At 70.0% G+C, this 17,162-nt stretch carries 18 protein-coding genes; 10 read left to right on the top strand and 8 right to left on the bottom strand.

Features of this window, described 5'->3' with window-relative positions; translation table 11 throughout:
- The first annotated feature begins 25 nt into the window (after window positions 1-25).
- On the top strand, window positions 26-1,210 hold the full coding sequence (locus ACWC09_RS03755; protein ID WP_450848140.1) for a sensor histidine kinase: 1,185 nt from the start codon (window positions 26-28) through the stop codon (window positions 1,208-1,210).
- Here the strand turns inward: ACWC09_RS03755 and ACWC09_RS03760 are convergent.
- Window positions 1,197-2,276 carry a chitinase gene (locus ACWC09_RS03760; protein WP_450848141.1) on the bottom strand — a complete coding sequence of 360 codons (1,080 nt, stop codon included), beginning with the start codon at window positions 2,274-2,276 and terminating at the stop codon, window positions 1,197-1,199. The genes ACWC09_RS03755 and ACWC09_RS03760 overlap by 14 nt on opposite strands.
- A gap of 278 nt (window positions 2,277-2,554) precedes the next feature.
- Between ACWC09_RS03760 and ACWC09_RS03765 the strand changes: the two genes are divergently transcribed.
- On the top strand, window positions 2,555-3,712 hold the full coding sequence (locus ACWC09_RS03765) for a sugar ABC transporter substrate-binding protein (protein ID WP_450848143.1): 1,158 nt from the start codon (window positions 2,555-2,557) through the stop codon (window positions 3,710-3,712).
- Between the two features lie 121 nt (window positions 3,713-3,833).
- Window positions 3,834-4,622, top strand: coding sequence for a COG4705 family protein (locus ACWC09_RS03770; RefSeq protein WP_450848145.1), 789 nt, complete (start codon window positions 3,834-3,836; stop codon window positions 4,620-4,622).
- 43 nt (window positions 4,623-4,665) lie between these two features.
- On the opposite strand, the gene ACWC09_RS03775 is transcribed toward ACWC09_RS03770, so the two are convergent.
- Complete coding sequence (locus tag ACWC09_RS03775) at window positions 4,666-5,490, bottom strand: SAM-dependent methyltransferase (RefSeq protein WP_450848147.1); 825 nt, start codon at window positions 5,488-5,490, stop codon at window positions 4,666-4,668.
- Between the two features lie 256 nt (window positions 5,491-5,746).
- Window positions 5,747-6,526, bottom strand: a complete 780-nt coding sequence (locus ACWC09_RS03780) for a class II aldolase/adducin family protein (protein WP_450848149.1) — start codon at window positions 6,524-6,526, stop codon at window positions 5,747-5,749.
- A gap of 218 nt (window positions 6,527-6,744) precedes the next feature.
- Here ACWC09_RS03780 and ACWC09_RS03785 point away from each other — a divergent pair, with 218 nt between their 5' ends.
- Window positions 6,745-7,554: an SGNH/GDSL hydrolase family protein gene (locus tag ACWC09_RS03785; protein WP_450848150.1), complete on the top strand. Its 810-nt coding sequence runs from the start codon at window positions 6,745-6,747 to the stop codon at window positions 7,552-7,554.
- 4 nt (window positions 7,555-7,558) lie between these two features.
- On the opposite strand, the gene ACWC09_RS03790 is transcribed toward ACWC09_RS03785, so the two are convergent.
- Window positions 7,559-7,840: a hypothetical protein gene (locus ACWC09_RS03790; protein ID WP_450848151.1), complete on the bottom strand. Its 282-nt coding sequence runs from the start codon at window positions 7,838-7,840 to the stop codon at window positions 7,559-7,561.
- On the opposite strand from ACWC09_RS03790, the gene ACWC09_RS03795 reads away from it, so the two are divergent.
- On the top strand, window positions 7,817-7,999 hold the full coding sequence (locus ACWC09_RS03795; protein WP_450848297.1) for an SCO4225 family membrane protein: 183 nt from the start codon (window positions 7,817-7,819) through the stop codon (window positions 7,997-7,999). The two genes, ACWC09_RS03790 and ACWC09_RS03795, sit on opposite strands and share 24 nt — an antisense overlap.
- Window positions 8,000-8,104: 105 nt before the next feature.
- On the opposite strand, the gene ACWC09_RS03800 is transcribed toward ACWC09_RS03795, so the two are convergent.
- A complete protein-coding gene (locus tag ACWC09_RS03800) occupies window positions 8,105-8,395 on the bottom strand; it encodes a zinc-ribbon domain-containing protein (protein WP_450848299.1) in 291 nt (96 codons plus the stop codon).
- A gap of 140 nt (window positions 8,396-8,535) precedes the next feature.
- Here ACWC09_RS03800 and ACWC09_RS03805 point away from each other — a divergent pair, with 140 nt between their 5' ends.
- A complete protein-coding gene (locus ACWC09_RS03805) occupies window positions 8,536-9,567 on the top strand; it encodes an alpha/beta fold hydrolase (RefSeq protein WP_450848152.1) in 1,032 nt (343 codons plus the stop codon).
- Window positions 9,568-9,600: 33 nt separating this feature from the next.
- Here the strand turns inward: ACWC09_RS03805 and ACWC09_RS03810 are convergent, their stop codons facing one another.
- Window positions 9,601-10,221, bottom strand: a complete 621-nt coding sequence (locus ACWC09_RS03810) for a TetR/AcrR family transcriptional regulator (protein ID WP_450848154.1) — start codon at window positions 10,219-10,221, stop codon at window positions 9,601-9,603.
- Between the two features lie 62 nt (window positions 10,222-10,283).
- On the opposite strand from ACWC09_RS03810, the gene ACWC09_RS03815 reads away from it, so the two are divergent.
- Window positions 10,284-11,054, top strand: coding sequence for an SDR family NAD(P)-dependent oxidoreductase (locus ACWC09_RS03815; RefSeq protein ID WP_450848156.1), 771 nt, complete (start codon window positions 10,284-10,286; stop codon window positions 11,052-11,054).
- Between the two features lie 9 nt (window positions 11,055-11,063).
- Here ACWC09_RS03815 and ACWC09_RS03820 read toward each other — a convergent pair whose 3' ends face one another.
- Both ACWC09_RS03820 and ACWC09_RS03825 read right to left on the bottom strand, forming a co-directional pair.
- Window positions 11,064-12,452 carry a hypothetical protein gene (locus ACWC09_RS03820; RefSeq protein WP_450848158.1) on the bottom strand — a complete coding sequence of 463 codons (1,389 nt, stop codon included), beginning with the start codon at window positions 12,450-12,452 and terminating at the stop codon, window positions 11,064-11,066.
- A 235-nt stretch (window positions 12,453-12,687) separates the two neighbouring features.
- Window positions 12,688-14,058, bottom strand: a complete 1,371-nt coding sequence (locus ACWC09_RS03825) for a S53 family peptidase (protein ID WP_450848160.1) — start codon at window positions 14,056-14,058, stop codon at window positions 12,688-12,690.
- 221 nt (window positions 14,059-14,279) lie between these two features.
- Between ACWC09_RS03825 and ACWC09_RS03830 the strand changes: the two genes are divergently transcribed.
- From ACWC09_RS03830 to ACWC09_RS03840, 3 genes are read left to right on the top strand one after another with little or no spacing between them, the layout of a single operon-like run.
- Window positions 14,280-15,584, top strand: coding sequence for a dicarboxylate/amino acid:cation symporter (locus ACWC09_RS03830; RefSeq protein ID WP_450848162.1), 1,305 nt, complete (start codon window positions 14,280-14,282; stop codon window positions 15,582-15,584).
- Window positions 15,581-16,324 (top strand): aspartate/glutamate racemase family protein, encoded by a 744-nt coding sequence (locus ACWC09_RS03835; RefSeq protein ID WP_450848164.1) that lies wholly within the window; start codon window positions 15,581-15,583, stop codon window positions 16,322-16,324. The genes ACWC09_RS03830 and ACWC09_RS03835 overlap by 4 nt, the downstream gene beginning before the upstream one ends.
- A gap of 23 nt (window positions 16,325-16,347) precedes the next feature.
- Entirely contained in the window at window positions 16,348-17,052 is a 705-nt protein-coding gene (locus ACWC09_RS03840) for a GntR family transcriptional regulator (RefSeq protein WP_450848166.1), read from the top strand.
- The last annotated feature ends 110 nt before the right edge of the window (window positions 17,053-17,162 follow it).

A 17,162-nucleotide genomic window follows, 5' to 3' on the forward strand; every position in this document is an offset into this window, starting at 1 on the left:
GGTCGCGGCGCATACGGTGACGTGCATGAAGTCGAGCCGGCCGCGAGGTGTCGCCCGGGGCGCCGGCGTGGGCGCCCTGCTGGCCCTGTGCGTCGTGGACCTACTGATCGCGAGCGACGTGGACTACCCGGTCTGGCGTCCGGCGGTCGTCCTCGCCCTCGGCCTGACGGCCGTCCTCTGCCCGGCCGCGTACCGCCCCGCCTGGCTCACCCCGCCCCTGCGCACGACGGCCCCCGCCCTCGTCTCCCTGCTCTACACGGCGGCCGCCTACGTCCGTCACCGGGACGCCCCCTTCGGCCCCGGCGAGATCGCCGTACTGCTGTGTCTGCTCTTCGTGGCCGTACGGCACTGCGCGCCGCGCTGGGCGGTGGTGTGCGCGGTGCTCGACGCGGCGGCCCTGCTGCTCACGCCGCTCCGCTTCTACCGGACGCTGTGGTCGGACAACGACGCGCAGATGTACGTCATCGTGGGCCTGGTCCTGACCGGCCTGGTGGCCGGCCTCGCCGCCTACCTCCGCTCCCTCGACTACCGCCGCACGGTCGCCGTGGCCGACACGCGCCGCGAGGAGCGCCTGGCGATCGCCGCCGACCTGCACGACTTCGTCGCCCACCACGTCACCGGCATCCTGGTCCAGACGCAGATGGCCCGCATGATGGCGACGACCCAGCCGGACGACCTCGACCCGGTCCTGGCGGGCGTCGAACGCGCCGCGACCGAGGCGTTGGCCTCGATGCGCCGCACGGTCGGGGTCCTGCGGGACACCACGGAAGAGACCGAACGCCGGCCGGTCGGAGACCTGGCCGGCATCGGGGAACTGGTCGAGGGCTTCGCGACCCCGCAGCAGAAGGCGACCCTGCACCGCTCCCCGACGGTCTCCGACGACCTGCCCCACGAGGTCCAGGCGGCGGCCTTCCGCGTCGTCCAGGAAGCCCTGACGAACGTACGCCGCCATGCCGCCGACGCCACCGAGATCACCGTGGAACTGCGAACCGAGGCGGCCGGTCTGCTGGTGACGGTCACGGACGACGGCCGCGGCGGCACCCAGCTCCCCGCCGCGGCCCACGGCGGCGGCTTCGGCCTGGTGGGCCTGGGGGAGCGGGTGACGGCGCTGGGCGGCGAGCTGCGGGCGGGGCCGAGGGAGACGGGCCCCGGCTGGGAGACGAGAGCCCGGATCCCGCTCTCCTCCAAGGCGTTGCTCAGCCGCGGTTGAACCGCTCGAAGGCGTGGCTGAAGTACCAGGTGTCCTGGGCGATTCCGGAGCAGGAGTTGGCACCGGCGGTCCCGACGCACCCGCCGTTGTCGCGCTGAAGCGCCCAGAAGGAGAGGGTGTTGACGCCCTTGGCCTCGGCCCACTGCTCGACCTTCACGGCGTCCTGCGTGGTGAAGGTCTCCTCGGGCCCGAAGTCGTCGATGCCGGGCATCTCGGTGATGCCGACCATGTGCCAGAGCGCGTCGGTGCTCTTGTCGGGGAAGAGGGCGGCGAGTTGGGCGACGAGTCCGTCGGCGGCCGTCTTCGTGTCGGCGGCCATGTCGTGGGTGGCCCCGTCCCAGTAGTCGAACGTCATGATGTTCACGACGTCCACGCGCGCGTGGTTGTCGACGGCGTTCTGGAGGAGGGCGACGCCGCTGGGGGCGAGGCCGGTGGCGGTGGTGGGGAGCGTGTACGAGAACTGCACGCAGTGGTGGGTGCGCCGGGCCCAGGACTCCACCTGGGCGATGGCCTTGTTGCGCCGGTCGATCCCGTCCGCGTTGGTGATGGAGTCGGCCTCGACGTCGAGGTCGATGCGCTTGATGCCGTACGTCGTCACCAGGCTCTCGTAGACCTTGGCGATGGCGTCGACGCTGGTGCAGCTGTCGGCGAGTTCGGTGCCGGTGGTGTCGGCGCCGTAGCCGCCGAAGGAGGGGATCGCGTCGCCGCCGCGGGACTGGAGGGCGGCGATGTCGGCGCCGAAGGTGTCCTTCGCGATCGGCTGTGTGGTGTCGCCGTTCCAGTACGCGTCGCAGGAACCGGCCTTGTCCGTCTGGAGGAAGGCCATGGTCAGGTACTTGTTGCCGGAGGCGGCGGCGAGAGCGGCGGGGCTGTCGCCGGTCCAGGCCTCGAAGTACGGCGCGGAGAGGTGGCTGGGCAGGGGCTTCACCTCGGGGAGGGCCTGCTGTGTCCCGGCGGCGAGGGCGTCACCTCCGCCGAGGGCGAGGAGGCCGGCGGACAGGCCGGTGACGGTGAGGCAGGACAGCAGGGCGCGGAGCAGCGGGCGAGGCCGTCTGGACGTGGTCATTGACGCTCCCGGGGAGGCGAGGGGAGGGGGGTGGGGGCGAACAGCGACCATATTTGGACTAGACCAATTCACTGTCAAGGTTCTTTACGCTTATCTGACTTTTCGGTTCCGGGGGGGTGGGTCGTCCAGGACCGGAACCCCCGCTCGGATGGGAAGATTCCGTAGATGTGTCGGAACGACAACGGGATGTCTTGACGTGACTCCCCGGCGCCGTTTGGCTACTCAGTCATCCGGTGGCCCTGTCGCACCTTGCTCATTCGCCTGGAAGGCACCCGCACGTGAACGTTCGAACCGCCCCCTCCGCTTCAAATCCCCGCAGATCAGCGGCTCTTCGCGCCGTCGCTCTGCCGGTCGTCGCCGTTGCCTCGGCGCTGACGCTGACCGCATGCGGTGCGCTCGATGCCGTGGGCGGAGGGGGGAGCTCCGCGAAGCCGAACAAGCGGAACGACATCAAGGTCGCGCTGCTGCTGCCGGACAAGGACACCGCGCGGTTCGAGAAGTTCGACTACCCCCTGTTCAAGCAGCGGGTCGCCTCGCTCACGAGCGGCAAGGGCCAGGTCGTCTACGAGAACGCCGAGGCCAGCGCGGCGAAGCAGAGCAAGCAGTTCGCGGCGATGATCGATCGGAAGGTGGACATCATCGTCGTCGACGCGGTGGATGCCAAGGCCATCGCGCCCGATGTGAAGAAGGCCAAGGACGCGGGGATTCCGGTCATCGCCTATGACCGGCTCGCCCAGGGCCCCATCGACGCCTACGTGTCCCACGACAACGAGCTCGTCGGCGAGGTGCAGGGCAGGGCGATCACCGACGCGCTCGGGGACAAGGCCGCCACCAGCAAGATCGTGATGATCAATGGGTCGCCCGCCGATCCGAACACCGCGCTGTTCAAGAGCGGTGCGCTCAGTGAGCTCAAGGGGCGCGTCGTCATCGCCAAGTCGTACGACGTGAACGAGTGGCTGCCCGCCACCGCCAAGGCCGACATGGCGAAGGCCATCCAGTCGGTCGGGCTCGGCAACATCGCCGCCGTCTACTCCGCCAACGACGGGATGGCCGGCGCCGCCATCGAGGCGCTCAAGGGCGCCGGCGCCACCAGGATCCCGCCGGTCACCGGGCAGGACGCCAACCTGGACGCGGTGCAGCGGATCGTCGCCGGTGAGCAGAGCATGACCGTGTACAAGTCCTTCCTGCTCGAGGCGACCAGCGCGGCGGAGATGGCCGTCGCCAAGGTGCAGGGGCGGAACATCGCGTTCGACGCGCTGACCGAGGACAGCGTCGACAGCCCCACGGACAAGGACATTCCGGCGATGCTGGTGCCCGTCGTCGCTCTCACCAAGAGCAACATCAAGTCCACGGTGATCAAGGACGGCGTCTACACCGTCAAGGAGATCTGCACCGCCCAGTATGCGGCGGACTGCGCCGCGATCGGGCTGAAGTAGCCGACGCGTTCAGGTTGTGTTCAGGCCCGGCGGGTGTCGGGCCAACTTGCGCACCAGAAGCACCAAAACAATGGCAAAGGGGGCTGGGGGAGGAGCCGTTCGGCATGTCATCGTGCGCGGCATGACGACCACGGATCAGCTTCGCCTTCCTCCCGTACGACGTGCCCTCAGCAAGGTGCCGGAGGTGACCGTCTGGTTCTGGGTCATCAAGGTGCTGACCACCGGGATGGGCGAGACGGCCTCCGACTGGCTCGCCCATCTGTTCGGGCCGATCCCGGCGGTCGCCCTGGGGGGCCTGGCGCTCGTGGCCGCGCTCGCGGTGCAGTTCGCCGTGCGACGGTACGTGGCCTGGGTGTACTGGACGGCGATCGTCATGGTGAGCGTGTTCGGCACGATGGCCGCGGACGTGCTGCACGTCGGGCTCGGGGTGCCGTATCTCCTGTCCACGCCGTTCTTCCTGGTCGCGCTCGCCGCGGTGTTCGCCCTCTGGTACGGCAGTGAGCGCACCCTGTCCATCCACAGCATCCGCACCCGCCGCCGCGAGGTCTTCTACTGGGCCGCCGTCCTCGCCACCTTCGCCCTCGGCACCGCGGCCGGCGACCTCTCCGCCACCCTCGGCCTCGGCTATCTCGGCTCCGGCGTCCTCTACGCCGCCGCCATCGCCGTCCCGGCCCTCGCCCACCGCCGCGGCATCCTCGGCCCCGTCACCGCCTTCTGGTCCGCCTACGTCATCACCCGCCCCCTCGGCGCGTCGGTCGCCGACTGGATGGCCGTGAGCCGGGCCCGGGGCGGGCTCGGGTGGGGACTGGGTCCGGTGACCCTGGCCTGGACGGCCGCCATCCTGGTCCTCGTCGCGTATCTCGCGGTGTCGCGCAAGGACGTGGGGACGACGGAGGATGCGGGGGAGTGACGGGCTGACCGGTGAACTCCGGTCGGGTCCGAGGCCCTTGGCGTCAGCTCTCCTTGCGTGCCACCCCGCCGTAGATGCCGACCGGTGGGGAGCCGGGCTCAAGGGGCGTCTCGGGGTGCCAGTCCGGGACGAGGACCAGGCCGGGGTCGATCAGGGTGAGGCCGTCGAAGAAGTCCAGGACACGAGCGTGGGAGCGGGGGTTCATGGTGGCGGTCGCACCCTTGTAGACCTTCACCGCGTCCTCCCGGCCGTCCTCGTGGACCTCGACGGTCGCGTGGGACAGGACGACGTACGAGCCGGTCGGCAGTGCGTCGCGGAGGGTGGCGACGATGCCTGCCGGATCCTCCGCGTCCGTGATGAAGTGCAGGATCGCCACCAGCAGCAGCCCCACCGGCTCGTCGAAGTCGATGACCCGGCGCACGTCCGGATGGTCCAGGACGGCCCGGGGGTCGCGCAGATCGCCCAGGACGACGGACGTGTCGGTGTCGTCGTCGCCCAGCAGGCTCCGCGCATGGGCGCTGACGATCGGGTCGTTGTCGACGTAGGCCACCCGGGTGCCGGGGGCGACGGCCCGCGCTATCTGGTGCACGTTGGGCTCGGTCGGCAGACCCGTGCCGATGTCGAGGATCTGCCGGATGCCGCCCTCCCCCACCACATGCCGTACCGCGCGCTGCATGAACCGCCGGTTCTCCCGCACGGCCAGCCGCACCTCCGGCGCCGCCTCGATGACCCGCTCGGCGGCCGCCTGGTCGACCTCGTAGTTGTCCTTCCCACCGAGGAAGTAGTCGTACATCCGGGCCGGATGGGGCTTGCTCGTGTCGATCGCGAACGGCTGCGCGCCCTGTCCGCCGCCGTGGGGAGAGCTCATCGTCCCTGACTCCGTCCTGGTGTCCCTCGTACCGAAGCGTCACTCGTACCCAAGCCCGGGAAGCGGGCCGTACCCGGCCTTCGCCGGAACTCCTTCTATCACGTGCCCCTGGGCGAGATCGCCCCGAACATGCGGGTACAGGGCGGGAGTTGGGAGACCACGAACCGCGTCCGCACGGCCCTCGTGCAGCCAGACGTACAGCACGACCGGCTCATCCAGGACCCGGCTGGTCCTGACGGCCCCGGACCGGCGGCCCTCAGTCCCTGTAGTCGGGCGCGATCCGCTCCACCAGGCGCAGCAGCGCCCCCCACGCGAGGTCGTACGCCTCCGTGTCCTGGAGGTCGGAGCTGTCGTCCTGGCCGGTCAGCTGGCGGGCGGTGAGTTCGCAGACGTCGGCGGCGGGCACCACCAGCTTGGCGCCGCCGGCCGCCGCGGTGGTCTGGATCTCGCAGGCCTTGTCCAGGTAGTACATGCGGAGGAAGGCCCGGGCGGGACTCTCGCCGACGGTGAGGAGGCCATGGTTGCGCAGGATCATCGCCGGGTGGCCGGCGAGATCGGCGACCAGGCGCTCCTGCTCGGCGAGATTGAGGGCGACCCCCTCGTAGTCGTGGTAGCCGAGGCGGCCGTAGAACTCCATGGAGATCTGGTTGAGGGGCAGCAGGCCCTCCGCCTGGGCGGCGACCGCGCAACCGGCCCGGGTGTGGGTGTGCAGGACGCAGTGCGCGTCGGGGCGGGCCGCGTGGATCGCGCCGTGGATGACGAAGCCGGCCGGGTTGACCGGGTGCGGGGTCTCCTCGACGGGCCGGCCGGACAGGTCGACCCTGACCAGGTTCGAGGCGGTGATCTCCTCGAAGAGCAGGCCGTACGGGTTGATCAGGAAGTGGTGCTCCGGCCCGGGCAGGCGGACCGAGATGTGCGTGAAGATCAGGTCGGTCATCCGGAAGTGCGCCACGAGCCGGTAGACGGCGGCGAGCTCGCCGCGCAGGCGCAGTTCAGCGGTCATCTCTTCGGTCGTCTCGGGCGTCTCGGTCGTCATGGTCACCGAACGTAGCCGTGACGGGATGGCGGGTGAAGTGGCGGATCAGTCCATCGACCGACCGGTTGATGGACGAATCCGCCACTTCCGTGTTCCCGCGGGCCGGACCATGTGCCCAAGTGGCCAGGAAAGGGGGCAAGTCGTGGAGACGGCGGTGATCAGCACACATGCTTGCGATCACCGCTTCCGTGCATTCGTGCCCGATCATGAAGGAACTCATGCGTAGATTCACGACGGCTGTCCTCGGCGCCGTCATGGCATTCGCCGGTATCTCGGCCGGGACGGCCGCCCCCGCCCAGGCGGCCACGCAACCCGAATACGTGGCGCTCGGCGACTCGTACGCCTCCGGTGTCGGCGCGGGCTCGTACGACAGCGCGAGCGGCGCCTGCAAGCGCAGCACGAACAACTACCCGCACCAGTGGGCCGCCGCGCACCCGTCGTACACCCTGAAGGACGTGAGCTGCAGCGGCGCGACCATCGCCGACGTGCGCAACAACCAGCTGTCCGCGCTGAGTTCGAACACCAAGCTCGTCACCATCACGGTGGGCGGCAACGACGCCCAGTTCTCGTCGGTGGTCCAGGGCTGCCTCACCCAGAGCGACAGCTACTGCCAGACGGCCACCACCTGGATGTCGTCCTACGCCAGGAACCAGATGGTGGACGACCTGGCCGCCCTGTACAAGGACATCAGGACGAAGGCGCCCAACGCCGTCGTCTGGGCCTTCGGCTACCCGCGGGTGCTCTCCACCTCGTCCACCGCATGCCCGGTGATCGACCTCAGCGCCGCCAAGCGCGGCTACATGAACGGCTTCGCCGACGCCCTCTCCGACGGCACCCTCGCCGCCTCGATCAAGTCGGCCGTCTACTACGTCGACATGCGCACGCAGTTCAACGGGCACGGTGCCTGCGGCTCCGACTCGTGGTTCAACGACCTGACCAACGCGTCCGAGGTCTTCCACCCCAACCTGACCGGATACACCCAGGGTTACACGGCCAGGTTCAAGGCGCTCTGGGGCTCGGCGGCCTGAGCCCTCAACCGCCCGGTGTCCGGCCGACCTGGTCCGCGACCCCCGTGCCCAGCAGGGCCTCCTTGTCCGAGCCCAGGTAGGTGAGGGCCTTCTCGTCGAAGACCCAAGTGGCCTGTCCGTCACGGTCCTTGAAGCGCAGGCCGACGCCCGGACGGCCGCTGAAGTCCCTGGCGTTCTCGACCACCGAGACGCCGGGGACCTTCGCGGCGGCACGGCAGAGAGCGGCGTCCAGCTCGGGCGGCAGCGTGGCGTCCGCGAGGAGATCACCGATCTTCTCCAGCGTCACACCACCGCACCGGCGAGCCTGGTGTTCCTCCTGCTGCCGGACGTGCTGTCGGACAACATGGTCATGTTCGTCACCGCCGTCGCGATCGGCGCGGAGGTCAACGCCGCGGTCATCGGCTGGTGCGCCCGCACCCTGCGCCGCGGCCATATGCGGAATTGATGATTCAGGCTCGCGATCAGTCCGGCCCGCCTCGGTCGAACGGTCACCGACAGCGGGCGATTCCGGCACCGAGCCGGCCGAACGGCCGGGGCCGCCCAGCGCTCCTCAACCCTGGTAGGGCTGCTGCTGCGGCTGCCCGTACTGCTGACCGCCCTGCCCGCCGGCGGCCTGCGCCTGCAACTGCTCCGCCTGCTCCTTGGTCACCTTCTGCTCCGCACCGCAGAACGTGCACTGCGTCGCGTACTTCGTCGAGATGGGGAACAGCGGCACGAAGAACAGCGTGAACTTCGTGACGCGCTTGCGGAGCGTGTGCGCGGCGGGGTTCCCGCACTGGCCGCAGACCAGGGTCAGTATCGCCAGCTGGTAGAGGTACCCCTTGGTACCAAAGAAAATGATCATGGAACGGCCCTTCCGGTGCGAAGCCTGTCGGCAAAGACTACTGAGGAGCAGACGTCACCGCCTTGACCGGTGACGCTGTTCGTGCAAAAGTCAGGCATCGCGCAAGTCGGCGCACGTGACCCCCGCGGAGGATTCCCGTGATCAACAGGCGTGGTTTCAGCAAGGCTGTCGGGCTCGGCACCAGCGCGACGGCCCTTTCCCTGACCGGCCTCCAGGGCCCGCAGCCGGCCTCCGCGGCCCCCCGGCGCGGCACGTCCTCGGTGTCGGCCTTCCCGTCGCCGAAGCAGATCCGGGCCGGCCTGCTGGACGTCGGCTACGCCGAGTCGGGCCCCGCCCACGGCCCCGCCGTCATCTGCCTGCACGGATGGCCGTACGACATCCACAGCTACGTCGATGTCGCCCCGCTGCTGGCCGAGCGGGGATACCGGGTGATCGTCCCGTATCTGCGTGGCCACGGCACGACCCGCTTCCTGTCCGACCGCACTGTCCGCAACGCCCAGCAGTCGGCCATCGCCCTCGACGTCATCGCCCTGATGGACGCCCTGAAGATCGAACGGGCCGTGCTGGCCGGCTTCGACTGGGGCTCGCGCACCGCCGACATCATCGCGGCGCTGTGGCCCGAGCGCTGCAAGGCGCTGGTCTCGGTGAGCGGGTATCTGATCACCAACCGCGAGGCCCAGCTCTCGCCGATCGCCCCGCAGGCCGAGCACACCTGGTGGTACCAGTACTACTTCGCCACCGAGCGCGGCCGTACGGCCATGGAGACGCCGGACCTGCGGCACGACCTCACCCGCTTCGTCTGGGACACCGTCTCCCCGACCTGGGACTTCGACGACGCCACCTTCGAGCGCACCGCACAGGCCTTCGAGAACCCCGACTATGCGGCCGTCGTCGTCCACAACTACCGCTGGCGCCTGAGCCTCGCCGACGGCGAGCGCCGCTACGACACCTACGAGCGCCGCCTCGCCCAGCGGCCGACGATCGCCGTCCCCACCATCACCCTCGACCCCGAACGCGACCCCTTCACGGCGCCGGGCAACGGGTCGACGTACCGGGACAGGTTCACCGGCGCGTACAAGCACCGGACCCTGACGGGCATCGGCCACAACCTCCCGCAGGAGGCGCCCGCCGACTTCGCGCAGGCCGTCGTGGACGTGGACCGCATGTGAGACACCCGGCTCGCCTCTCGCCCCGGTCACCTCTCAGGAAGGTGACGTGAAACCGGCCGTCGCGCGCAACTGCTCGATACCGGTGTCGAGTGCGGCCCTGAGGTGGGTCGAGTCGCCCGTGGACATCAGGATGACCACGCCTCCCTGGATGCCCGCCAGCAGTGCGGCGGCCGTCCGGTCCACGTCCAGGGACGCGGACACCAGCCCCTTCGCTCGCAGCGCACTCATGCCGCGGGCGAGCTGCTCCTGCCACTGGCGCATCAGCTCGGTCACGATCGCCCGCGCGCCGGGCCGGTCCCGCCCGACCTGCAGGAACAGCGACCCCAACGGGCAGTGGTCGCCCTGGAGTTCATAGCGCTCCACCACGACGTCCCGCCACTGCTGCCAGGACTCCCACGAGTCCAGCCGCCCCAGATGCGGCTGTTGGTCCTCCAGCACCCGCTCCGCCTCGAACTCGGCCACCGCCAGCAGCAGTTCGTCCTTGCCGTCGGGGAAGTAGTGGAAGAGCTGGCTCTTGCTGGTGCCGGTGCGGGCGCGGACGTCGTCGAGCGTGGTGAAGGCGACCCCCTGCTCGCGCAGCACCTCGGCGGCCCCCGCGACGATACGCGCGCGTGTGGCACGCCCTTTGGTGGTCAGTGCCTCCACGTCCGGCATCCGGCCTCCCCGGTTGAGATTCTGGACTTGCCGGTCCATTTTATACGCAGCACAGTGGCGGCATGACGGAACGACTGCGGAACAAGACGGCGCTGGTCACCGGGTCGACCAGCAACATCGGACAGGCGATCGCCGAGGCCTTCGCGGCCGAGGGCGCCCACGTCCTCGTCTCCGGGCGCAACCGGGAACGGGGAGCACAGGTCGTCGAGGGCATCCGTGCCGCCGGCGGACGGGGCGACTTCCTGCCGGCCGACCTCGACGGAAGCGCGGAGGCCTCGCGGGACCTGGCCGAGCGGGCCCGCGCGGCCCTGGGCGGGCGGATCGACATCCTGGTGAACAACGCCGGCGTCTACCCGGCCCCCGGCACCACCGGCACCGACGAGAAGACCTTCGACCAGGTCTACGGGGTCAATGTGAAGGCCCCCTTCTTCCTCACCGCCGCCGTCGTCCCGGCGATGGCGGAGTCGGGCGGCGGGGTCGTCATCAACCTCGGGTCATGGATCGCCCGCCTGGGCGTCCCGCTCGGCGCCCTCTACAGCTCCACCAAGGGAGCCATGGAGACGCTCACGCGCGCGTGGGCCGCCGAGTTCGGCCCGCTGGGCGTACGGGTCAACGCCATCTCGCCGGGCGTGATCCTGCCCCCGTCCCCGGAGGGCGCCGACCCGCACCCCGGCGAGGTCATGATGAAGGGCACCCCGGCAGGCCGGGTCGGCACGCCGGACGCCGTCGCGCACGCGGCGGTCTGGCTGGCGAGCGACGAGTCCGCGTTCGTGCACGGGACGGTGGTGGACGTGGACGGGGGCAGGATCGGGGTCGCGGTCGTCGCCGCGTAGGAGGTGCCGTCAGTTCACGGTGAAGGAGTAGTAGTAGGGCGCCAGTTGGATGCCCGAGCGGGTCGTCGCGTAGACCGTGAGGTCGTAGGAGCCGTCCGTGGCCGGGGTCCAGTCGAGGCTCGCGGTGCCCTGGTCGTCCGCGGGGACGGTGGCCTCCGGGTCGCCGTTGAAGGAGTACGTGTAGCTCACGACGTCCTTCACCTTCGGCGTGAACGTGAAGGTGCCGGGGACGTCCACGCCGCCGCCGGAGCCGTTCTCGGGGTAGACGTCCGAGGCGACGGTCGGCGTGGTGTCGTAGCCGATGCCCCACGATCCCGCGTCACTGACCCAGCCGTTGGCGCTTGTGCTGGTCACCCGGAGGCGCTCGCCGTAGATGCCGTCGAGTGCGAGCTCCACCTCGGCCGTGCCGTCGGCCGAGGCCGCGACCTCGACGGTCCTGCCGCCGTCCTGTCCGCCGATGGTCTCCACGGAGTAGCTCACGACCGGGCTCGTCGACTGGAGCGTGGCGTCCGGCGTGAGCGTGAACTCGGTCGGCTCGCCGAACTCGGGTGACGGGACGGCCGGGGTGACGGTGGGCGCCGTGGAGCGGACACGGAAGGTGTAGCTGGTGATCGCCGACCCGGTGTAGGCGCGGTCCAGACTGCGCACCCACAGGGTCAGCACACCGGCGCCGCTCGGCGGGACGAGGCGGAGCGTGGCCGAACCGCCCAGGGAATCGGCGCGCTTGAAGTACCGGGTGTCCTCGTACGGGTCGACGGGCTGCGGAACGCCGTGGTCGCCGATGCTGGTGCCGATGACCGGGAGGTCCTGCTGCCAGGAGAACTCGAATCCGGTGACGTCGTCGACGCCGTTCGCGCTCAGCTGGAACTCGACCGGCTCGCCGCCCGGGTTCCACTCGTCCGGCGGGTAGTTCGGCGAGGTGAGGGTGGGCGCGCTCGACGGGCCGGAGTTGTCGATGGTGACGTAGCAGGGAGCCGACCAGTCGGAGGCCGCGCTCCCGGCCACCGTCTGCGCCCGCCACGCGTAGGTCTGCCCGTCGGTGAGCACGTCGGCGGGCAGGGTGCCGGGGGACTCGAAGCCGGGGCTCGCGTGGGTGCGGGTGACCGTCGTGGTCCGTGTCGGGTCGGTGACCGGCCAGACCTGGTACTGCACGGTGAGCGAGGAGTGGTCGGAGTCGTCGGTGGTCGCGGGGATGCCCTCGACGACCAGGCCGTTGCGGGCCCAGAGATACGTGGGCCGGTCCGCGTCGGTCGAGCAGTGCCGGTTGCCGTTGAACAGCTGCGTGGGCGTGGTGGGCACCCCGGCGGCCGCGCTCGCGGGTGACGCGGCGGCGACGAGTGCCAGGCCGAGGGTTCCCAGAGAAGCGAGCAGGGCACGCGAGCGTGCGCCCAAGGACATGCTTCCCAAGGACATGCTGCCAAAGGACATGCTGCCAAAGGACATGGTCAAGTGGTCCCTCCCGTTCGGATGCCCGTTGTCCGGCGCCCTGATGGGGCACTGGTGTTCGGGCAGCGAGGGGATCGTAAGGGGCGCCGGGAGCAAGACGCATGAGAATTACGGGAGTTGAGAGACGGACGGCCCGGGGGTGAACCCGGGCCGTCCGTCACGTGAGGTCAACTGAGGTCGGCTGATGTCAGTGCTTGCTGGCCTTGGCCAGGGCCGGGACGAAGCGGAGGGCGTCGATGGTGCCGACACCGGTCGCGAGGTCATAGCCGTTGACCGCCTTGTAGCCGGTCACGCCCTCGTAGGTGTTGTTCGTGCCGTCGTTGACGTCGACGACGCCGTTGGCCTTGGCGTGGTGGGCGTAGAGGCCGTAGAGGGCCTTCTGGATGTTGCCCACCCGGTGGCCGGCCGCCTGGTCGGCGAGGGCGATGATGCCCGCGAAGAGCGGGGTGGCCTCGCTGGTGCCGCCGGAGACGTCCCAGCCGACCGCGGTCGGGTCGAAGCTGGAGTAGATCCAGGCGCCGCCGTTGACCGCGGCGGTCATCGAGACGTCCGGGGTGCCGCGGCGGGAGCCGACCTTGCTCTTCACGCCGTCCTGGAAGGAGGGGCGGGTGAAGACGTGGGACTGGCCGCCGCCACCGGAGCCGTAGTCGTTGTAGACGCTGTCCGGCTTGACGCGCTCGCCCTTGTCGTTCAGGTGCAGCTGGGTGCCGCCGATCGAGGTGACCAGCGGGTCCGAGGAGGGCCAGGAATTGACGCGCTTCTTGTAGTACGTCTTCCCGTCCGCCTGCAGGTCGGTCGCGCCGCCGTCACCGGAGGCGGCCAGCACGGTCACGTGCTTCTTGTCGGCGTCCTTGAAGGCGTACCGCAGGTTCTTGATGCTGGAGAAGTTCCCCTGGGAGAAGCCGGGGAAGGTGTTCTCCGTGGCGCCGAAGCTCTGGCTGATGACATCGCCGACGCCCTGGTCGATCAGGTGCTTCTCGGCGTTCATCATCTCCGGCAGACCGGTGGTGCCCTCGGTCTCGGAGACCGCCGTCTCCACCACGACGATCTTGGCGGCGGGCGCGACGGCGTGCGCCATCTCGACGTCGAGGGTGGTCTCGCCGGCCCAGCCGGTCATGTCGGAGTTCGTGGGGTCGAAGGCGGGCACGTGCCCCCACTTGACGACCTTCACCTTGGTGCTGGGCAGACCGAACTGCTTGCTGTAGACGTCGAGGTCGTGCTGCACGGTCGGAGAGCCGTACGAGTCGACGATGACGATGGTGCGCCCCTTGCCCGTGACACCCTTGCGGTACAGGGCGTTCAGGTCGTACGCGGTGCGGTACTGGAGCGGGTTGTAGCAGTTGATCTGCCACTTGGCCTGGCACTGCGCGTTGGAGAGCGGGCTGCTCACCCCGCGCACCAGGTTGTGCCCGACGATCGCCGGTACCGCCTTGGTGTGCGGTACGGCGGGAGCGGCGGCGCCGACGCCGGCCGGTGCGGCGGCCGTCAGCGCGGCGGCGGAGAGGGCGGCGACCGAGGTGGCGGCCGCGAGGCCTCTCGCGGAACGGGCTATGGGCATGGGTCCCCCCTGTGGTTCGTGGTCTCCGCGCATCCCATCGAACGAGTCATGGACAGAACAAGACCGTTGAACGGACGATGCCGAACCCTTTACTCCGTGATGGAGCGAGTCTGAGCGCGTCGGCCGGAACCTCCGGGCCCCCTTGACAGGTCACCTCCTCCGGCCTCAGTGTTACCGGCCACCACGCAGTACGCAATATACTGCATATGGCAGGAGGTCCCATGAACACCGCTCACCCCCGCCCCACCAGCCCACCAACCCTTTGGAGGCGCTGTCTGCGCATGCCGATCGGCATCCAGTCGGTCATCGCCGTAGGCCTCGGCGCCCTCATCGGATCCCTCGCGCCGTCCGCGGGCGAGCAGCTGAAGATCCTCGGGGACGTGTTCCTCAACCTGGTGCAGGTCGTCGTGCTGCCCCTGGTCTTCCCGCTCATCGTGCTGGGCATCGCCCGCATGGAGTCGGTCAGGAAGGTCGGCCGGATCGCCGGCAAGGCGATCCTCTACTTCGAGCTCGTCACCACCGTGATCCTGCTGATCGCGGTGGGCCTGGCCAAGGTCACGGGCATCGGCAGGGGCGCCCCCGTCCACGCGGCCGACGCCAAGGACCTCGACGGCCTGAGCCGGGGCATCGACTTCCACGAACTGGTCCTGCACGCCGTACCGAAGAACATCTTCGCCGCGTTCGGCGAGGGCAACCTGCTCGGCGCGATCGTCTTCGCCCTCCTCGTGGGCGTCGCCATGGCCGCGCTCGGCGAGAAGTCCGAGCCCTTCGCCGCCGTCCTGGAGTCCGTCGCCGCGGTGATGTTCAAGGTCGTCGGCTACGTCATCAGGGTCGCGCCGCTGGGTGTGCTCGGCTTCATCTCCTACGACGTCGCGTACTACGGCTTCGGCAACCTGCGCAGCCTGCTGGGCTTCATCGCGGTGGTCTACGCGGGCCTGGCGATCGTCATCGGCGTGCTCTTCCCGCTGATCGCCACGGTCTGGCGCGTCCGGTACGTCGAACTGCTCAGGTCCGTGGGCGGGTTGGCCGGCATCGCCTTCGTCACCCGCAGCTCGGAGTCCGTACTGGCCCCGTTGATGGGCAGGTTGGAGGCGTTCGGCCTGAGCCGGTCCACGACCTCCTTCGTCGTCCCGCTCGGCTACTCCTTCAACACCGACGGCTCCGTCCTCTACCAGGCGGCCGCGCTGGTCTTCCTCGCCAACGCCTACGGCGCCGACACCTCTCTGCCCGCGCTGCTGCTCATGGTCGGCGTCCTGGTGATCCTCTCCAAGGGCATGGCGGGCGTCGCCTCCGCGTCCATCGTCGTGCTGATCGCCGCGGGCAACTCGATCGGCCTGCCCGCCGAGGGCATCGCCCTGCTGCTCGGCGTGGACTTCATCGTCGACATGGCCCGCACCGGCGTGAACGTCATCGGCAACTCGCTGGCGGCAGCCGTGGTCGACAGCTCGGAGAAGCGCCGCGAGGCGAAACACGCCACGACGCTCCACGTCGAGGCCGCGCCACTCCAGAAGGAACCCGCGCAGTGACCACCGGCACCCGCACGGCCACCGGCGAGATCATCGGCATCCTCGGCGGCATGGGCCCCGCGGCCACCGCCGACTTCTACGCCAAGCTCGTCGCGACCACCCCCGGCAGCAGCGACCAGGACCACCTCCGCACGGTCATCTGGTCCGACCCCACCATCCCCGACCGCACCGAGGCCCTGCTGGGCGACGGCCCCGATCCCACGCCCTGGCTCCTCGACGGCGGCCGTGTCCTGCGCGAGGCCGGTGCCACGGTCATCGCCATCCCCTGCAACACCGCACACGCCTTCGTCCCGCGCATCGCCGACCACGTGGGCCTGCCCATCGTCCACATGATCGACGAGGTCGCCCGGCATCTCGCCGCGCTGAGGCCCCGTATCCACACGGCCGGTCTGCTGGCCACGACCGGCACCGTCCGGGCCGGCCTCTACCAGGAGTGGCTGGACCGCCACGGCATCCGCCTCGTCCTGCCCGACCCCGCAGGCCAGGACACCGAGGTCATGACCGCCATCCACGCGGTGAAGGCGGGCTCCCGCGACGGCACGACGACCGCACTCCTGGCCCGCGCCGCACGACGCCTGACCGAACAGGGCGCGCAGGCGGTGATCGCCGGCTGCACCGAGATCCCCCTCGGCCTGCCCGCCGACGCCGTGGCCGTGCCCGTCGTCGACCCGGCGCTGGTCCTGGCGCAGGCCCTGGTCCGCAGGGCCACGGCCGGAACGGGGGCAGGGCGGGGCGAGTGACGGGCCGATGTACTGTACGCAATATGTCACTCGACCGTCCCGTCTCCCGCCGTCTCCTCAGTGACGAGGTCTTCGACCGGCTGCGCGACTCCATCGTGCGCGGCGAGCTCGTCCCCGGTGAGAAGGTCAGGGACGGCGAGCTCGCCGAGCGGCTCGGTCTCAGCCGCACCCCGGTGCGCGAGGCGCTGGCGCGGCTGGCCGACATCGGCCTGGTCGAGGCCAAGCCCGGTGTCTACACGCGCATCACCACGCTCAACCGCCGGGACGTGGAGAAGACCCTCGCGGTCCTGCGCTCGCTCGACCAACTGGCCATCGAGACGGCGGTCCCGGTGCTGACCGCGCGGGACCTGGACCGTATGCGCGAGGCCAACCGCGACTTCGAACGGGCCGTCGCCGCCAACGACACCACCGCCGCGCTCGCCGCCGACGACCGCTTCCACGCCGTGCCCATCGAGGCCGCGGACAACCCCGTGCTGAGCCGGATCGTCGAGCAGCTGCACCCGCAGATCCACCGCATCCTCTACCGCAAGTTCTCCAGCCTGCTCGGCGGCCGCAACACCATCGAGCACCACGACGAACTCATCACCGTCTGCGCCGGGGGCGACGCCCGCGCCGCCGCCGAACTCTCCGGCCACCACTGGTCCGAACTCGGCGGCCACATCAACGAGCTGTTCGACACGAACCAGTTCGCCGAGACGGGAACCGGTCCGACCGGCGCCAAGGCGTAGAGCCAGGGCGCTCCTTCACGAGGAGACGGCCTCCGGTGGCCGACCAACTCGTCCGCGTGCGCGCGGCGTTCGCCCGTTCGCCATCCGTATCCCGTTCCTCGTCACAAAGT

This window comes from Streptomyces sp. NPDC001617, from assembly GCF_053596855.1.